Genomic DNA, 16,671 nt, shown 5'->3' on the forward strand with positions numbered 1-16,671 from the left:
AAAAGAGAATGAAATAAAACTTCATTCTCTTTTTAAATTATAATTTATTGTAAAAAACTATTCTTTATCTAATCTTTTAGTTAGGTTAAAGCCAGTAAATAAACCTAAACCAGCCATTAAAAAAATCATTGCTGGATATACCGCTTCTTCATCAATAGAGCTATACGTATCAATTAATAACCCTAAAAAGATTCCTAAGCCAATTCCCATTAACAATAGCGCTAGGTTTAAAACAATTACTCTACCTGTTAAAGTTGATTTTTTTCGCTCTCCTTGCATAAATATTTTAGCATCTACACCTTTTTCTATCAATGCTAAACGCTCTTTGTTTCTAGTTGAATAGAATAAATAAAAGATTCCGAAAATTACTGCGAATAAAAACATAAATACAATTGCTACTTCCATATTTTAAAATTTAAATGATTATTTTTATTGTGTTTGCAAGTATGACCGTTAGATTATAGAAAAGGTTACAGAAAAATAAAAAAATATTTTTCATGAAATTTTGTAACCTTTTAAATTAATAGGCAGTCAAAGTATAAAATGACCATAAAAACTGACCAAACATATATCGATTTAACCTTACAAGGAGATACTAATGCTTTTGCTTTTTTAGTTGATAAGTATAAAACGATGATTTTTACTTTGGCTTTAAAAATGGTAAAGAGTAGAGAAGAGGCTGAAGAAATTTCTCAAGATACTTTTATAAAAGCGTTTAAAAATTTAAGTAAGTTTAAAGGAGAATCAAAATTTTCTACTTGGTTGTACAAAATAGGGTATAGAACAGCCTTAGATAGCTTAAAAAAGCATAAAGAAAAGTATAGTACTGATACGATTGATGAAATAACATTTAATAAAATAAAATCTACTGAAAATATTTTAGAAGGTATTGAACGAAAAGAACGTGCCGAAATAATTAATAACTGTATATTACGTTTACCAGAAGATGAACGGACTATTTTATGGATGTTTTATTTTGATGAACTAAGTTTAAAAGAAATTATAGCAATAACTAATTTTTCTGAAGCCAATGTAAAAGTAAAATTACACAGAGCCAGAAAAAGATTGTTAAGTGTTATAAAACAAAATGTTGAACCCGAATTAATTAATCATTATGGGAGAAAATAAAGACATAGAAAAGTTAGATGCTTTTACGAAAAAGTACATTAAAGAAGTAAAAGAAGAAAGTCCCTCTTTAGATTTTACAGCTAATTTAATGACCGTTTTAGAAAAAGAAACTGTTAACATTTATAAAGCAACACCTTTAATATCAAGAAAAGGATGGTTTTTTCTTGGAGTTATTTTAGTGGCAAGTATTTTATTTGTTTCAAGAGGTACATCTTTAAGTTGGATGAAAATGCCAACATTACAGTTAGATTTTTCATATCATATTCAAATGCCAAATTTGTTTGAAGGAATTACCATTTCTAACATCATGTTATTTGCTTGTTTCTTTTTTACCTTGATGATTTTTGGTCAAATAATTATGCTTAAAAACCACTTTACAAAACATTTATAAATCATAAAAAATCCACTTTGTAATTTACAAAGTGGATTTTTTTAAACTAAACTTGTTACAGTATCACATAATTACTTGTTAGCAGTAATCCATTTATCAATTTTAGCTTCTAATAAAGCTAAGGGAATACAACCTGTTTCTAAAACTTGATTATGAAATTCTCTAATATCAAATTTTTTACCTAATTCCTTTTTCGCTTTAGCACGTAATTCACGTATTTTTAATTGTCCAATTTTATAAGATAATGCCTGCCCTGGGTTTGCCATATAACGTTCAATTTCTGAAATAATACTGGCTTCACTTTCTGCTTCATTATCTAAAGAATATTGAATTGCTTTTTCACGTCTCCAACCTTTTGCGTGCATTCCAGTATCAACAACCAAACGAATTGCACGGTGCATTTCCATACCTAACATTCCGAAATATTGATAAGGATCGGTATATAAACCTAATTCTTTTCCTAAGTTTTCGGTATACAATGCCCAACCTTCGCCATAAGCACTATACCATAACGTTTTTCTAAAATCTGGTAAATCTTGATTTTCTTGTGTTAAAGAAATTTGATAATGATGCCCAGGAATTGCTTCGTGTAAAAACAACGCTTCATCAGAAAATACATTGTATTTCGTAGCATCTGGTATTGGGGTATAAAAAACTCCCGGACGTGTACCATCTAATGAACCTGGGTTGTATTCTGCACTAGCCGAAGCTTCTCTAAATTTTTCAGTTTGTTTTACTACAAAAGGTGTTTTTGGTTTGTTACCAAATAATTTTTCTAATTGCGGTTTCATTTTATCATGAATCGCATTAAAGTTATTGATAATTTGTTGCGGTTCAGAATAAGGCATTAACTCTTTATTTTCTCTAACAAAATTGAAGAAATCTTTTAATTCTCCCTTAAAACCAACCTGTGTTTTTACTTTTTCCATTTCGGCTAAAATACGTGCAACTTCACTTAAACCTAAGTTGTGTATTTCATCAGCAGTCATAGTAGTTGTTGTGTAGTTTTTTATAGCGTGTTGATAGTATTCTTTTCCATTAGGAATAGCAGAAATTCCACTTGTTTCTCTACCAGCGGCTAAGTAATCTGTTTTTAAGAAATTGTATATTGATTTAAATGAAGGAATTAATTTTTCATTTAATAAACTAGAATAGTTTTCAGCTAATTTCTTTTTATCCTCTTTTGAAAAATCTGTTGGAAATTTTTTGATTGGTGAATAAAATAAATGTTCCGTAATTTTTGTTTCAGCCAAACCTTTAAATTGAGGAACAATTTTTTTTATTAAAGAAGTTGGTAAAACATAACCTTTTTTAATACCTTGTTTCATGTTTGTAATGGCAGATTGCATCCAAACATGAAAACCATCTAATCTTTTTAGCCAATTTTCGTAATCATTTACAGTTTTAAAGGGTTGTGCACTACTACCACTAGCTAATTGACCTACGGTTAAATTGATAGTCCACATTTGGTTGATAGGCATTAAAGCATCGTTTTTAAAGCTATTTTGTGCTAAAGCCATATCACAATCCCAATCTAAAACAGCTTTACTCATTTGTTGACTTTCAGTTAAATCATTCTCTTTAAAATCAGCTAGTTTTAATTTGTAGTTTTTGTAAAAATCGTTGTTTTTTGTTAGATAATTTTCAGATAAGATGTTAGGAAATTGATCGTTAAAGCGATTATCACCAGCAAAAGTGGCATTTATCGGATTTAGTTGTAGTTTACCTTCATTGTAATCTTTTAATAATTGATTAAAAGCTGTATTTTCTTTTATAGGAACTGTAATTACTTCCTTTTTTTCTTGTTTACAAGAAGTTAGTAGTGTAGCAGTAGCTACAATGGTTAAGAAGATTTTCTTCATGGTATTGTTTTTGATTGCAAACAAATATACCAAAAAAGAAAAAGGATTAAATTGTTTTTAATTTAATCGTTCATTTATTTTACTAAACCATAAGTCTCTTTCATTAAAAACAAAGTTATATTCTTTATGATTTTTGGTAGTTATTTTTATTCCGTTGTCGATAAATTTAACAGTTTTTGTTCTATTAATTTGTTTAATATTGAAGTAATTAATATCAATGCTTATTTTTTGAATATTAATTTTATGTGATTTGAAGATTACTCTTTTATTGGTTAAGAATATTTTTCCTCCAATAGCTTCAACTCCTTTAAATAAATTCCCTGGTCCGTGAACTTCGATTTGTTCATTTTTGTCTAATTTAGGATTTAAATTTTTAGAGATTTTTGTGTAAAATGTGTCAGCTAATTTTTTATTAGAATAAGGATACCCAATTCCAAAAATAACGCCAAAAAATAAACCTTGAATAATTAACGATGTAATTGAATTATTTTCATTCCAAACATAATCAAAAAAACAAAGAATTAAAGTGTAAATAATTGTTATACCTAGAATAAACAATATCCTAGATTTTAAAGTCATTTTCATTATTTTAACACCTATTTTTCCATTTTACAATAATTATTTATTAATTAAGAAAGTTTTGTGTTTATAAGAATAAAATAAATTTACCCAATTCTTGTGCCGTTTTTAATATTTCTTTCGGGTGATATAAGCGTAACTTCTTTATTATCTCCAACAGCGCCTAACACTAAACATTCACTCATTATGTTGGCTATTTGTTTTTTAGGAAAGTTTATTACTGCAATTATTTGATTACCTATTAACTCATCAGGAGTATATAATTTAGTAATTTGTGCAGAGGTTTTTTTAATACCAAATTCACCAAAATCTATTTGCATTTTATAAGCAGGGTTTTTTACTTCTTTAAATATTTCTGCAGTAAGTATGGTTCCTACTCGCATTTCTACTTTTGTAAAATCAACCCAAGTTAAAGTATTGTTTTCCATAAATGTAAAGGAGTTTAAAATTTTTTATTATTACATGTAGCATTTTAACCAAATACCCATTATGGGTTTCCATAGTTATTTATTTAATAACCTATTAGCAGCGGTAAACGGAGTCGTTTTTCCGTTTTCTAATTTTTTTAATTCCTGCTGTAATAAGTCTTTGATGTTATTATTGTTGTAAAAATTATCTTTTAATTGCTGATTAATCGTTTCTAACAGCCAGTACTTGTTTTGATCGTTTCTTTTTTGTTGAAAATATAAGCTACTTTTAGCCGTGTTTATATATTGATCAATCATTGTATAAACTTCATCTATACCTTGGTTTTTAAGGGCGCTTGCCAATAAAACTTTGGGTTGCCAACCACTATCTTTTGGTGGATATAAATGTAAAGCTCTATTAAACTCTACTTTAGCAATTTTTGCATTTTTCTCATTACCACTATCGGCTTTATTTATAACAATAGCATCGGCCATTTCTATAATTCCGCGTTTTATACCTTGTAATTCATCACCAGCCCCAGCAAGTTTTAAAAGTAAAAAAAAATCGGTCATAGAATGTACGGCGGTTTCTGATTGTCCAACACCTACGGTTTCAATAATAATGGTGTCAAAACCAGCAGCTTCACATAAAATAATCGATTCTCTAGTTTTTTGAGCAACACCTCCTAATGAAGTTCCTGAAGGAGAAGGTCTGATAAACGCATTTTTATCGGTAACCAATTCTTCCATCCGAGTTTTATCACCTAAAATACTTCCTTTATTAACAGAGCTACTCGGGTCAACAGCCAAAACAGCCACTTTTTTACCTAGTGCGGTTAAGTGTTTTCCTAAAGTTTCAATAAAAGTACTTTTTCCAACACCAGGAACACCAGTAATACCAATTCGTACTGAATTGTTTGCATATGGTAAGCAAGCTTCTAAAATTTTATTGGCTTGTTGTTGATGTTTTAAATTGGTGCTTTCAACTAAAGTAATAGCTTTACTTAAAAAAGGAATATTACCTGCTAATATATTTGTAATATACTTGGTTGTAGTAATTTTTTTTCTACGACTAAGTTTTATTTTTTCTGCAGATGAGATACTAGTGGTTTCAGGTTGGAAAACACCGTCTTTTTCGGTAAGTGCAGATTTTTTTTTATCAATCATTATAAAGTAAAAACTAAATATTAAGTAAATTTAAAAATAAAAAGTAAGCAAACTGCAACGAAGTTTAAAAAGTATCGTCTTTAGTATAAGAAATCAATAATGAAATTAACCAAACAGTTACATCAACCTATAATAAACGGTTGTAAAAATAATGACGCAAAGGCGCAAATGCAATTGTATGATTTGTATTGTGAAGCGATGCTTACGGTTGCAGTTCGTTATGTAAAAGATACGTTTATTGCCGAAGATGTAATGCAAGAAGCATTTATTAAAGCCTTTAAAAATATAAAAAATTATAAAGAAGAGGTAGCCTTTGGATCTTGGTTAAAACGAATTGTGATAAACCAAAGTATTGATTTTTTGAAAAAGAAGAAACTAGAATTAGTTTCAATAAAAGAAGAAACAAATACAATAATAGAAGAGAGAGATTGGCATGTAGAACCAACAATTTCATACGCAGAAATTGTAAACAGTATTCAACAATTAAAAGATAAATATAGGGTAGTGGTAACCTTGTTTTTGTTAGAAGGATATGATCATGGAGAAATTGCTGAAATTTTAGGGATTTCAGAGGTAACCTCAAGAACACATTTGTTAAGAGGTAAAAAGAAACTGCAAGAACAATTAAAAAACGTAAACTATGCCTAAAGATATTAGAGAATTATTAAAAAATAAGATTCAAAAAAACGTTGAAATATCAACAAATCATAGGCAACGTTTTCAAGAAAAATTAATGAAAGAATTGCATGAGAAACCTGTTGGCGAAAAATCATATAAGTGGTTATATATTGCGGCTTCTATTGTATTGTTATTAAGTGTTACGATTAAATTTTATCCAACAGAAAATATAAATACGCCTGTAAACATAGTGCCAAATGAATATAAAAATACGATTAGCTTAGGAAATGTTTCACCTGAATTAAAAACATTAGAGTCGTATTATATTAATACTATTAATTACGAATTAAGTCAGTTAGAATTAACTGATGATACTAAAGAATTTATCGATGGTTATTTTGCTAAAATAGGCGAACTAACCAACGAATATAAATCGTTAACCGAAGAGCTCAATACAAAAGGAGTTAACGACAACACCATCAATGCATTGATTGGAAACCTGCAATTGCGTTTACAGTTGTTAAAACGTATGCAAAAACAATTACATGAACTTAAAAATCCAATTAAAAATGACATTCAAACAATTTAAAATAAGTGTTTTTTTGATGTTAGTTACTGGTGTAGTAACTGCCCAAAAATACGATAAGAAATTTAACGAAAACTTTAAAACAAACAATGATGTTGTTGTAAATATAAATGCAACAAATGCAACTATTGATGTAACAACATGGAATAAAAATGAAGTTTTTGTAGAAGCAATTATTGAAGTAGAAGGGCTCGATAAAAATGAAGCTCAAAAATATTTAAGTAAGTGGAAGTTTGAAGCTTTAGGTAATAAAAGTAAAGTAAAAATAAATGCAACAAATAGTAATATGCATTCTTTAGGTAATGATAATATTGTGTTTTTTAATCCATCAAAAAATAGTGAATCTAATGTGTATCATTATAGCAAAGATGCCAATGATGTTATAGTATTACCTGAATTACCAACGATTATAATTCCTGAAATTGACGAAATTGAGATTCCAGAGATTAATTTTGAAGAATTAATAACAGGTTTAGATTACATAGAATTTGATTTTGATAAATACGCAAAAGATGGAAAAAATTATTTTTTTCAGTGGAAAGATGGTGTAAATGATATTACTATAAAATCAAAAAAAGAATGGGAAGCCTTTAAGAAAAGTAAAAAATATAAGAAGTTTAAAAAAGCGCAAGAAAAAAGTAAAGATGAGCTCAAAGAGAATATGAAGCGTTTTGAAAGAGAAAAAAAGGTCGAATTAATTAAATTAAAAAGAGAAGTATTAAAGAAAAAAGCTGATGCTAAAAGACAGCAGTTAATAAAAAAAAGAGAAGCACAACGATACAATCTTGAAATAAAAAGAGAGGCGTTAAAGAAAGCGCAAGAGTCACTTAAAAATACCAAATTAGATTTTGTTTTTTGGAATAAATCAGGAACAGTAACTGTAAATGGAAAAAAAGTAAAAATAACTAAGAAAATTACTATTAAAGTACCTAAAAATGCTACTTTCGATTTAAATACACGTCATTGTAAAGTAAAGTTACCGAAAACAAAAGCTTCAGGTAAAGTTAGTTATGGTACTTTTAATGCTGATGTTTTAAACGGAGGCGAATTAAATATATCATACTCGCCAGTAATAATAAATTCACTAAATACTACTGATTTATTTTTAAATAATGTAACCGATGCTCATATAGCATCGGTTGCTAATACTAAAATAAGTTCAACTTCATCAGAGGTTGTTCTTGTTAACGTTTATAAAAATGTTGAAGTAAATAGTGAATTTGGAGGTTTAAAAATCAATAAAATTCATCCAAATTATCATACTTTTAAAGTTGATTTAAATTCATCCGAAGCATTGATAAATATAGCTAACATCAATAAAAAATTAGCGCATGTTATAGAGGATAAATCTAGAAATCATCCTCATAAACCAGCAATAAAATTTTCTATTAACGATTCTAAAAAAGAAGTAAATGGTAATTTCAGCATATCAACAGAAGATAATATGCTGAAAATTATTGGAAAATACAGTCAGTTAGTACTTCAAAAATAATAGATAGTATTAAAAAAAATACCTTTTAAAAATTTATTACTTTCCTAATAAAGTGCCTATCTTTAGCATCTGTTAATAGTCACTTTTCCGATGAAATTATATAAAGAAAATCAACTAAAAGTATACAACTCTTTATCAAAAACAAAAGAGCCTTTTAAAACTGTAAACGACGGATATGTAGGTATGTACGTTTGTGGACCTACAGTATATAGCAATGCCCATTTAGGAAACGTACGTACATTTATGTTTTTTGATGTGGTATATCGTTATTTATTACATTTAGGTTACAAAGTGCGTTATGTACGTAATATTACTGATGCAGGTCATTTAGAAAATGATGCAGATGAAGGAGAAGATAGAATTTCTAAAAAAGCACGTTTAGAAGAAATTGAACCAATGGAAGTGGTACAGAAGTATACTGTAGATTTTCATGATGTTTTAAAAAATTACAATTTTTTACCACCTAGTATAGAGCCAACAGCAACAGGTCATATTGTTGAACAGATTGAAATGATTAAAGAAATCATGGAAAAAGGTTTTGCTTATGAAGTTAATGGGTCTGTATATTTTGATGTTTTAAAATACAACGAAACTGGTAATTACGGAATCCTTTCTGGTAGAAAAATAGAAGATGCAATTCATAATACACGAACTTTAGACGGACAGTCAGATAAAAGAAACCCACAAGATTTTGCCCTTTGGAAAAAAGCAGATGAACGCCACATTATGCGTTGGCCTTCTCCTTGGAGCGATGGTTTTCCTGGTTGGCATTTAGAATGTTCGGTAATGAGCACAAAATACTTAGGAGAACAATTTGATATTCATGGAGGAGGAATGGATTTAAAGTTTCCTCATCACGAATGTGAAATAGCACAATCACAAACTTGTAGCGGTGTAAAACCAGTAAACTATTGGATGCATACCAATATGTTGTTGTTAAATAGTCAAAAAATGGCTAAATCAACAGGTAATTTTATTTTGCCAAACGAAATTTTAACTGGTGAAAACAGTGTTTTACCAAAAGCATTTTCAGCAAGTGTAGTTCGTTTTTTTAATATGCAGGCTAATTATAGAAGTATTTTAGATTTTTCTGGTGAAGCTTTAGAAGCATCAGAAAAAGGACATACTAAGTTAATGGATGCTGTAAATTATTTAGATAAAATTCAGGCAGGAAATACTTCAACTTTTAATGTTCAAAAATGGAAAGCAGATTGTTATGCAGCCATGAATGATGACTTCAATACACCTGTGTTAATTTCTCATTTATTTGAAGCTGTAAAAAATATTAATCAAATAAAAGAAGGAAATGCTAGCTTAACTTTAAATGATTTAGAAGAGTTAATTGTAACAATAAAAGCCTTTGTTTTTGATGTTTTAGGATTGATGAATGAAATAGCTGATGGAAATAATTCTGATAAATTAAGCGGAGTTGTTGAAATGCTAATTCAAATGCGAAAAGAAGCAAGAGAAGATAAAAATTGGGCATTATCTGATGAAATTCGCGATAGATTATTAGCATTAGGAATTCAGCTAAAAGATGGTAAAGAAGGTACAAGTTTTTCTGTAAATTAATTGAAAAAAATACTAACATATCCGTTTATATTATTGGTGCGATTTTATCAAACAGCAATATCGCCATTTACACCAGCAACATGCAGGTATTCGCCAACATGCTCTAGTTACACAATTGAAGCATTACAAAAACATGGATTGTTTTATGGCGGTTGGTTGGCAACAAAAAGAATCTTTAGTTGTCACCCATGGGGAGGAAGTGGTTACGATCCGGTGCCTGAAAAAAAGAAATAATAATTGTTACCTCGAGTATTATTTTAATAAAATTATTTTTTGTTGAAAAAAGAAACGTAGTTTGCAAGAGGTTTTAGTAAGAAAGAATTAATAAATAGGTATCGACTATGCTCGACCTGACATATAATAAGAATAAATGAATTTTTTATCTATAGTATGGGATTTAGATCCTGAAATCTTAAAAATTGGTAGTTTAGGTATACGTTGGTACAGTTTAATGTTTGTAGCAGCTTTTGTATTAGGGCTTCGTTTAATGAAGAAAATCTATATAAACGATAAAATTCCTGTAGAAAAATTAGATCCATTATTTATGTATGTATTTGTTTCTATGTTAGTAGGAATGCGTTTAGGAGATGTATTTTTTTATAGTTGGAGTCATTACCAAAATCATTTATTAGAAATATTTTTGCCAATAAAACAATTGGCTGATGGTTCTTGGAAATTTACAGGGTTTACAGGTTTTGCAAGTCATGGTGCAGCCATTGGTATTCCAATAGCTTTATACTTTTATGCAAAAAAGCATTTACAGAAACCTTGGTTGTTTATTTTAGATAGATTAGGGATTATGGTTGCCTTAGCAGGTTTTTTTATCCGTTTAGGAAATTTTTTTAATTCTGAAATTTACGGAAAACCAACAGGAAGTAGTTTCGGAGTTATCTTTAAAAGAGCAGGTGAAACCGTACCGAGTCATCCAACACAATTATATGAAGCATTTAGTTATTTAGCATTGTTTTTTGCATTGTGGCATTTTTATTGGAAAACAGATAAAAAAAACCAATCAGGATTTTTATTCGGATTGTTTATGGTGGTTTTATGGTCGTTACGTTTCTTTATAGAGTTTTTAAAGAAGGCACAAGTAGACGGACGAGAAGATTGGGTGTTTAACTCACTAAACACCGGGCAAGTATTAAGTATACCATTGGTTTTAATCGGTTTTTGGTTGATGTTTAGAAAAACAAAATAAGCATGATATTAGATACAAAAAAACTCCAAGTTTAAACTTGGAGTTTTTTTATTACTAGTACTCTATTTTATCTTGCTTTTCGCTCCATTTTTCAAATGGTTCTAAGGCGATTTTTCGACCTATTTGTTCAAACGGAATGCTACGTTTTTCATAAGGTAACGGAATTTCTTTGTAAATAAATTCGTCATCAAAACCAATATTAGCAGCATCTTGTTGGTTACTTCCGTAGTATACTTTATCTGGTCTCGCCCAATAAATTGCACCTAAGCACATAGGGCAAGGTTCACATGAAGTATATATAATGCATCCGTCTAATTGAAAAGAACCTAAGTTTTTACACGCATCTCTAATAGCGGTAACTTCAGCATGCGCTGTAGGGTCGTTTGTAGAAGTTACTTTATTATTACCGTGACCAACAATTTTACCATTTTTTACAACGATACATCCAAAAGGACCACCTTCATTGTTACTCATTCCTTTTAAAGCTGCTTTTACAGCTTCGCTCATATATTCTTCGTGTGTATTCATTTTTTGTTTTTTATAAAAAAAGGACTGCAAAACTAAGTGATTTGTTTTGTTTAATAGATTAATTTTTTAAAATTATTTTTTTGATATACGTTAATGTTGATATATAGTAGCTTATACCTTTAATTACTAGCCTCATGACATTTTTTTTAATTAATGTAACTATATTTTACAAATTTGTTATAAAACTAATCAATTATGAAATTATCATTTAAACTAGCTTTAGGATTGCTACTTGCATTGAGTACAATATTTTTAAATTCTTGTAAAGAGAATAAAAAAAAGCCAGTAAAAGTACAAACCGAAGTAGCTTATAATAAATTAGAAATTGAAAGCTTGTGTCAAAGTAATTGGTTTCCGCATTCTCAAACACCTGCACCTGATGAAGGAAAAGGAAGTCCGTTTGATACAATTAGTACTACCAATGCTATTTTTCATCAATGGTCATGGCAAAAGTTTTTATGGGTAACAAAACCTGAATATCAAATAGAAAAATTGTTTGTAAAATTAGAGGGAAAGGATATTCCATTGTATGTTGGAGAAACTTTACCTTTATTTTTAAACCCAAAAAAAATGTATCAAGTAAATGCTCATCTAGAAAGTATAACATCTGTACCTGGAGCATCTGTCGTTTTAGAAGATACAGCACAAGCTGGTTCTTCAGGTATTTTAAAAACTAACCCAGCATATAATTCTGTTAATAATAAAGAAGAGACAGTATTTTACTCAATTCATGTTTCTCCGATATTAAAAAACGCAGCTAAAAAATTTAAAGACGCTATTTTAAATGGTTCATTAGCTAAAAACAATCTATCTTCCTTTCCTGTTGGATCTTTAGAATTAAAAGTCTCATGGACTTCAATTGATGCTATTCCAGCAAACAAACGTGCCAATTATTTTACAACCGTAGGAGCCGTAAATGATGGAAAAGGTAACTTTATTAATACAGAAGTAGCTTTATTAGGTATGCATGTTGTAGGAGTGGTAGAAAATCATCCTGAGTTTATTTGGGCAACTTTTGAACAAGATGATTTAGCTCCAAATTATGATAGGAAAAAAAATGTAGCAATTTCGTCTACAGATAAGTTATTATTTGCAAAAGATAAAACTACAGGAATTAATGGAATTACTTGGGATACAGCATCTTTATCAGCAAAAGAGAAATATAAAGCATATGATTTGTTTCAATACGGTGTGCCAAGAGATAGTGTAGGTAACTTTATGAAAACCTGCCAACAAGAACCTATTAATTTTGAAAATATAAAAAATATAAATGCTTGCGTAAAAAAACATTTAAAAGATGTATGGAATAATTATTTTTATAATGGTTCTATTTGGATAGATACTGATAAATTAAATACAGAGCAACAAGCAAAGTTATTAGTTGACTTGGGTAGTTCAGTAGGAGACGCTACTGTAGATTCATCAGCAAGAGGTTCTTTAAATAACGCTAATGTAACTATGGAAACTTATACACAAACATTTAAGAGTTCTATTGAAGACATAAAAGTAGATAACTTAGCAAACTGTTTTAGTTGTCATAACGCGGTTAGTTATACGGGTAATAAATCACCAATTTATTTAAGTCATGCTTTTAATTCTTATATTAAAAGAGCGGAAGGAAAAACATTTGATGAGGTAGAAATGTTAAAAGCAAAACAAGAAGTAAAAGAATTTATGAAAAATAGCTTAAAATAATTTTTTTTTAGATTGATTTTACACTGTTAAAGAAAAGTGTAAAAATTCAAAATCCCACTCATATGAGTGGGATTTTGTTTATCAACTAATTCAAATAATTTACACAATGAAAACAGTTTACAAGGCTCTTTTCATTATACTTTACTAACAAAGTACGGTGCAAATTTAGAAATAAAACTTTGTAAATTGTTTGATTTTTAGATATTTGACATTTTTTTAACGTTAAATAGTTAAAATGTTAAGGAATCATTAAAACTAACGTGCATGTTTGTGTGCTTTGTATGATGAACGTACTAAGGCACCACTTTCAACGTACATAAAGCCCATTTCAAGTCCTAAAGTTTCATATTTTTTAAATTGCTCAGGAGTTATAAACTCTTTTACAGGCAAATGTTTTTTACTAGGTTGTAAATATTGCCCAATTGTAATAACATCTAGGCCAACGTTACGTAAATCTTTCATTGTTTGAATTACTTCTTCTTCCTTTTCACCCAAACCTAGCATAATTCCCGATTTAGTACGCATTCCGTTTTCTTTTAAATATTTTAACACGCCTAAACTTCTATCATATTTGGCTTGTATACGAACTTCACGAGTTAAACGACGAACCGTTTCCATATTATGAGAAACTACTTCAGGAGCAACTTCAATAATTCGATCAATTAATTTTTCGTTTCCTTGAAAATCAGGAATTAAAGTTTCTAAAGTTGTGTTTGGATTAGCCCTACGAACTGCGTTTACAGTTTCTGCCCAAATAATAGAACCACCATCTTTTAAATCGTCTCTATCTACCGAGGTTAATACAGCATGCTTAATGCTCATTAATTTAATAGAACGAGCTACTTTTTCAGGTTCATCCCATTCTACAGTTTCTGGTCTTCCAGTTTTTACTCCACAAAAACCACATGAACGTGTACAAACATTACCTAAAATCATAAAAGTAGCAGTGCCTTCTCCCCAACATTCGCCCATATTAGGACAGCTACCACTGGTACAAATCGTATTTAATTTATATTTGTCTACTAACCCTCTTAATTCTGTATATTTTTTACCAACGGGTAATTTTACACGTAACCATTTTGGTTTTTTTACTCTTTCTGGTAGTACTACTGATTCGTTTGCCATTTTAATAAAAAATTGAAAAGCAAATTTACGAAGAAAACTGTTATAAATTAACTAAAAACCATAGACTAAATCCGATTAAAAAAAGAATACCTACAATACTTAAAATACGCAAGGGTAATTTGGGTTGATTTTTTTTAGGTGTATGCTTACTTGTAATTAAAATGTAGTTTACAATGGCATAAAAAGGAGCTGTTAAAAAAGATAAAACAGTAGCTATTTTTACTAAAAAGCCCATATCTGCTAAAAAATATTTTAAAATAATAAAGGTACCAATGGCTAATAAGAGTATCCAAAACCAATAGTTTAACTTTATTTTTTTATTGAAAACTAAATTAGTAGTTATCGACATGGCTCTTGGTGAGGCATCTAAGGTGGTTAAAGTAGTACTAAACATCGTTGTAAAGGCTGCAATACCTATAAATAAATAAGAAAAATCACCTAAATTTTTTGTATATAAATTAAGTAATTGCGAAGTAAATACGGTTCCTTTTGATGAAAAAGATTCTCCCGATTGAAACATTACCAATGCGCCAAGTATAACAAAACAAACGCCTAAAAATAAAGTACCTATATAACCAACATTAAAATCAAAAATTGCATATTTTGGTTTAATTTGTTCAAAGGTGGTTTTACTTTTTTCAACAGACCATATCGAGTGCCAAATAGAAATATCTAAAGGTGCGGGCATCCACCCTAAAAAAGCAATTAAAAATGTAATTTGAGCAGTTCCGCTTGGTACTATTTGTTGAAAACTAAATCCTTTTTTCGTGCTAAATAAAGCAATGCTTACTGCTATTATTGTGCTTATAGTTAATATAATAATGATATATTTCATTAAATTATCAAGCAATTTATATTTACCAATACCTAAAATAATGATACTTATAATAAGGATTGTTAATGACCAAGTTACCAAATCATTTGTGACACCAAATATAGTAGCAGCTATACTAGCGGTTACAATTGTTAAGGTAGCCTGAAAGGTAAACATTGTAATAAAATTTATAATGTAATAGCTAGTTAATACACCTTTGCCAAGTTTTTTATAACCATCTAATAAAGTTTCACCAGTCGCTGCAGCATAACGAGGACCGTATTGAAAAAAAGGATATTTAAAAATGTTAACAATTAATAAAGCCCATAATAAACCAAAACCAAAATCGGCACCAGCTCTTGTAGATTGTACTAAATGAGAAACACCTATTGCCGCACCAGCAAATAACAATCCAGGACCCAGTATTTTTGAAAGGGGTTTTTTCATAAAAGAGGATAAAAAAAGTTAAACTATAATTTAAAAATATTCAAAAATTGTATTGTTTTTCGAATATCTAAAATTTAAAACCTTGGTAAGTTAAGATTTCTTTATTATTTCAGCTAATAATTTTTTAGCCCTCAGTAATTTAACTTTAACATTATTAATAGGTTCATTTAGTTTTTCAGAGATTTCTTTATAACTTAATTCTTGAAAAAAACGCAAATTAATAACTTCTTGGTATTTTGGCTTTAGCTTTTTTATATCTTTTAATAACTTGGCTAAATTTTGCTCAGTGATAAGTTTGTCTTCAGGAGAAGGGGAGTTGTCGATAACTTTAAAAGCGGCTTCTTCTTGCTCTTTGGTAGTATCAATTAAGATAGAATTTTTTTTCTTCCGAAGAAAATCAATATATACATTTTTAGAAATGGTAATTAACCATGTTTTAAACTGATACACTTCATTAAAGGTATCAATTTTATCAAAAGCTTTTGAAAAAGTTCTAATTGTAATATCTTCAGCTTCATTATCATTTTTAATTTTTGATAGTTGATAATGATATACACTTGCCCAAAAAGTATCTAACAAAAAATTAAAAGAAACTTGATTCCCTTTTTTAGCTAGTTGAATGTGTTTGTGTACTTTTTCGTTATTTATATCCAAGATATGTATTTAGAAGTTGTATTTGATAAATATACTGATTTTAGAATACTTTGTATATATATAAGTAAATGATGATTATAAAAAAAAATATTTAACAGCCATAAATTTAACAAGTTTGCAAAAATTATGGCTGTTAAAAAGATTAATTGTTGTGTTGTGAATCTTCACAGGTATCAAACTGATCTGGTGTTTTACCACAAAAACCGCAAGCTTCACCACTTTCATTTAACATTGGGTTTTGACTAGCACAAGTACCGGCAAACTCTCCGTCTTTTTTTGCCCAAATTTTTATAGCAATTCCAGCAAATGCAAATGCTAATAATCCAATGGTAAGAAAAACTAATTTCATGTTTTTAAATTTTGTAGTGCAAAGATACAAATTACCTTATTTATAAATATAATATTTAC

Annotated in this window: 19 protein-coding genes; 9 read left to right on the forward strand and 10 right to left on the reverse strand. The window is 29.0% G+C overall.

All coding sequences use genetic code 11. The annotated features are described in order from the left end of the window. Positions 1-57 precede the first annotated feature (57 nt). Complete coding sequence (locus BA195_RS10140) at positions 58-405, reverse strand: DUF6249 domain-containing protein (protein WP_068705088.1); 348 nt, start codon at positions 403-405, stop codon at positions 58-60. A 138-nt stretch (positions 406-543) separates the two neighbouring features. Here BA195_RS10140 and BA195_RS10145 point away from each other — a divergent pair, with 138 nt between their 5' ends. Beyond that, complete coding sequence (locus BA195_RS10145) at positions 544-1,128, forward strand: RNA polymerase sigma factor (RefSeq protein ID WP_068705090.1); 585 nt, start codon at positions 544-546, stop codon at positions 1,126-1,128. Continuing rightward, entirely contained in the window at positions 1,115-1,519 is a 405-nt protein-coding gene (locus BA195_RS10150; protein ID WP_068705092.1) for a hypothetical protein, read from the forward strand. Before BA195_RS10145 ends, BA195_RS10150 begins: the two co-directional genes overlap by 14 nt. A 71-nt stretch (positions 1,520-1,590) precedes the next feature. On the opposite strand, the gene BA195_RS10155 is transcribed toward BA195_RS10150, so the two are convergent. The 4 genes from BA195_RS10155 to meaB all read right to left on the reverse strand — a co-directional run bounded on the left by BA195_RS10155 (position 1,591) and on the right by meaB (position 5,534). Further along, positions 1,591-3,381 (reverse strand): DUF885 domain-containing protein, encoded by a 1,791-nt coding sequence (locus BA195_RS10155; protein WP_068705094.1) that lies wholly within the window; start codon positions 3,379-3,381, stop codon positions 1,591-1,593. 57 nt (positions 3,382-3,438) lie between these two features. After that, positions 3,439-3,966 carry a GRAM domain-containing protein gene (locus BA195_RS10160; protein ID WP_068705096.1) on the reverse strand — a complete coding sequence of 176 codons (528 nt, stop codon included), beginning with the start codon at positions 3,964-3,966 and terminating at the stop codon, positions 3,439-3,441. Positions 3,967-4,046: 80 nt separating this feature from the next. Continuing rightward, on the reverse strand, positions 4,047-4,388 hold the full coding sequence (locus BA195_RS10165) for a tRNA-binding protein (protein ID WP_068705098.1): 342 nt from the start codon (positions 4,386-4,388) through the stop codon (positions 4,047-4,049). 75 nt (positions 4,389-4,463) lie between these two features. After that, a complete protein-coding gene (gene meaB / locus BA195_RS10170; protein ID WP_176714986.1) occupies positions 4,464-5,534 on the reverse strand; it encodes a methylmalonyl Co-A mutase-associated GTPase MeaB in 1,071 nt (356 codons plus the stop codon). A gap of 99 nt (positions 5,535-5,633) precedes the next feature. Here meaB and BA195_RS10175 point away from each other — a divergent pair, with 99 nt between their 5' ends. The 6 genes from BA195_RS10175 (at position 5,634) to lgt (ending at position 11,000) form a co-directional block, all read left to right on the forward strand. Then, positions 5,634-6,182 (forward strand): RNA polymerase sigma factor, encoded by a 549-nt coding sequence (locus tag BA195_RS10175; protein WP_068705100.1) that lies wholly within the window; start codon positions 5,634-5,636, stop codon positions 6,180-6,182. After that, positions 6,175-6,741, forward strand: coding sequence for a hypothetical protein (locus BA195_RS10180; RefSeq protein ID WP_068705102.1), 567 nt, complete (start codon positions 6,175-6,177; stop codon positions 6,739-6,741). Before BA195_RS10175 ends, BA195_RS10180 begins: the two co-directional genes overlap by 8 nt. Then, the gene (locus BA195_RS10185) at positions 6,722-8,230 is read left to right on the forward strand and encodes a hypothetical protein (protein ID WP_141677691.1); all 1,509 of its coding nucleotides are present in this window, start codon (positions 6,722-6,724) and stop codon (positions 8,228-8,230) included. Before BA195_RS10180 ends, BA195_RS10185 begins: the two co-directional genes overlap by 20 nt. Before the next feature lie 90 nt (positions 8,231-8,320). After that, positions 8,321-9,802: a cysteine--tRNA ligase gene (cysS, locus tag BA195_RS10190; RefSeq protein WP_068705106.1), complete on the forward strand. Its 1,482-nt coding sequence runs from the start codon at positions 8,321-8,323 to the stop codon at positions 9,800-9,802. Continuing rightward, a complete protein-coding gene (gene yidD / locus BA195_RS10195) occupies positions 9,803-10,036 on the forward strand; it encodes a membrane protein insertion efficiency factor YidD (RefSeq protein ID WP_068705109.1) in 234 nt (77 codons plus the stop codon). A gap of 136 nt (positions 10,037-10,172) precedes the next feature. Continuing rightward, on the forward strand, positions 10,173-11,000 hold the full coding sequence (gene lgt, locus BA195_RS10200; protein ID WP_068705111.1) for a prolipoprotein diacylglyceryl transferase: 828 nt from the start codon (positions 10,173-10,175) through the stop codon (positions 10,998-11,000). A 54-nt stretch (positions 11,001-11,054) separates the two neighbouring features. Here lgt and BA195_RS10205 read toward each other — a convergent pair whose 3' ends face one another. Continuing rightward, on the reverse strand, positions 11,055-11,528 hold the full coding sequence (locus tag BA195_RS10205) for a nucleoside deaminase (protein WP_068705113.1): 474 nt from the start codon (positions 11,526-11,528) through the stop codon (positions 11,055-11,057). A 195-nt stretch (positions 11,529-11,723) separates the two neighbouring features. On the opposite strand from BA195_RS10205, the gene BA195_RS10210 reads away from it, so the two are divergent. Further along, positions 11,724-13,223, forward strand: coding sequence for a hypothetical protein (locus BA195_RS10210; RefSeq protein ID WP_068705115.1), 1,500 nt, complete (start codon positions 11,724-11,726; stop codon positions 13,221-13,223). Positions 13,224-13,478: 255 nt separating this feature from the next. Here the strand turns inward: BA195_RS10210 and lipA are convergent, their stop codons facing one another. The 4 genes from lipA to BA195_RS10230 all read right to left on the reverse strand — a co-directional run bounded on the left by lipA (position 13,479) and on the right by BA195_RS10230 (position 16,612). After that, on the reverse strand, positions 13,479-14,348 hold the full coding sequence (gene lipA / locus BA195_RS10215; protein WP_068705117.1) for a lipoyl synthase: 870 nt from the start codon (positions 14,346-14,348) through the stop codon (positions 13,479-13,481). Between the two features lie 40 nt (positions 14,349-14,388). Then, complete coding sequence (locus BA195_RS10220) at positions 14,389-15,609, reverse strand: Nramp family divalent metal transporter (RefSeq protein WP_068705119.1); 1,221 nt, start codon at positions 15,607-15,609, stop codon at positions 14,389-14,391. Between the two features lie 90 nt (positions 15,610-15,699). Continuing rightward, positions 15,700-16,263 carry an RNA polymerase sigma factor gene (locus BA195_RS10225; RefSeq protein WP_068705121.1) on the reverse strand — a complete coding sequence of 188 codons (564 nt, stop codon included), beginning with the start codon at positions 16,261-16,263 and terminating at the stop codon, positions 15,700-15,702. Positions 16,264-16,405: 142 nt separating this feature from the next. After that, positions 16,406-16,612 carry a membrane or secreted protein gene (locus tag BA195_RS10230; protein WP_068705123.1) on the reverse strand — a complete coding sequence of 69 codons (207 nt, stop codon included), beginning with the start codon at positions 16,610-16,612 and terminating at the stop codon, positions 16,406-16,408. Positions 16,613-16,671 lie beyond the last annotated feature (59 nt).

Origin of the sequence: Tenacibaculum soleae, from assembly GCF_001693415.1 — a bacterium.
GTDB lineage: Bacteria > Bacteroidota > Bacteroidia > Flavobacteriales > Flavobacteriaceae > Polaribacter > Polaribacter soleae.

Coding starts and splice junctions, on each gene's coding strand:
- BA195_RS10230 (WP_068705123.1), bottom strand. CDS start 16,612: ATGAAATTAGTTTTTCTTACCATTGGATTATTAGCATTTGCATTTGCT.
- meaB (WP_176714986.1), bottom strand. CDS start 5,534: ATGATTGATAAAAAAAAATCTGCACTTACCGAAAAAGACGGTGTTTTC.
- lgt (WP_068705111.1), top strand. CDS start 10,173: ATGAATTTTTTATCTATAGTATGGGATTTAGATCCTGAAATCTTAAAA.
- BA195_RS10140 (WP_068705088.1), bottom strand. CDS start 405: ATGGAAGTAGCAATTGTATTTATGTTTTTATTCGCAGTAATTTTCGGA.
- BA195_RS10205 (WP_068705113.1), bottom strand. CDS start 11,528: ATGAATACACACGAAGAATATATGAGCGAAGCTGTAAAAGCAGCTTTA.
- BA195_RS10150 (WP_068705092.1), top strand. CDS start 1,115: ATGGGAGAAAATAAAGACATAGAAAAGTTAGATGCTTTTACGAAAAAG.
- cysS (WP_068705106.1), top strand. CDS start 8,321: ATGAAATTATATAAAGAAAATCAACTAAAAGTATACAACTCTTTATCA.
- BA195_RS10155 (WP_068705094.1), bottom strand. CDS start 3,381: ATGAAGAAAATCTTCTTAACCATTGTAGCTACTGCTACACTACTAACT.
- BA195_RS10165 (WP_068705098.1), bottom strand. CDS start 4,388: ATGGAAAACAATACTTTAACTTGGGTTGATTTTACAAAAGTAGAAATG.
- BA195_RS10220 (WP_068705119.1), bottom strand. CDS start 15,609: ATGAAAAAACCCCTTTCAAAAATACTGGGTCCTGGATTGTTATTTGCT.
- BA195_RS10145 (WP_068705090.1), top strand. CDS start 544: ATGACCATAAAAACTGACCAAACATATATCGATTTAACCTTACAAGGA.
- BA195_RS10185 (WP_141677691.1), top strand. CDS start 6,722: ATGACATTCAAACAATTTAAAATAAGTGTTTTTTTGATGTTAGTTACT.
- BA195_RS10160 (WP_068705096.1), bottom strand. CDS start 3,966: ATGAAAATGACTTTAAAATCTAGGATATTGTTTATTCTAGGTATAACA.
- BA195_RS10180 (WP_068705102.1), top strand. CDS start 6,175: ATGCCTAAAGATATTAGAGAATTATTAAAAAATAAGATTCAAAAAAAC.
- BA195_RS10210 (WP_068705115.1), top strand. CDS start 11,724: ATGAAATTATCATTTAAACTAGCTTTAGGATTGCTACTTGCATTGAGT.
- lipA (WP_068705117.1), bottom strand. CDS start 14,348: ATGGCAAACGAATCAGTAGTACTACCAGAAAGAGTAAAAAAACCAAAA.
- BA195_RS10175 (WP_068705100.1), top strand. CDS start 5,634: ATGAAATTAACCAAACAGTTACATCAACCTATAATAAACGGTTGTAAA.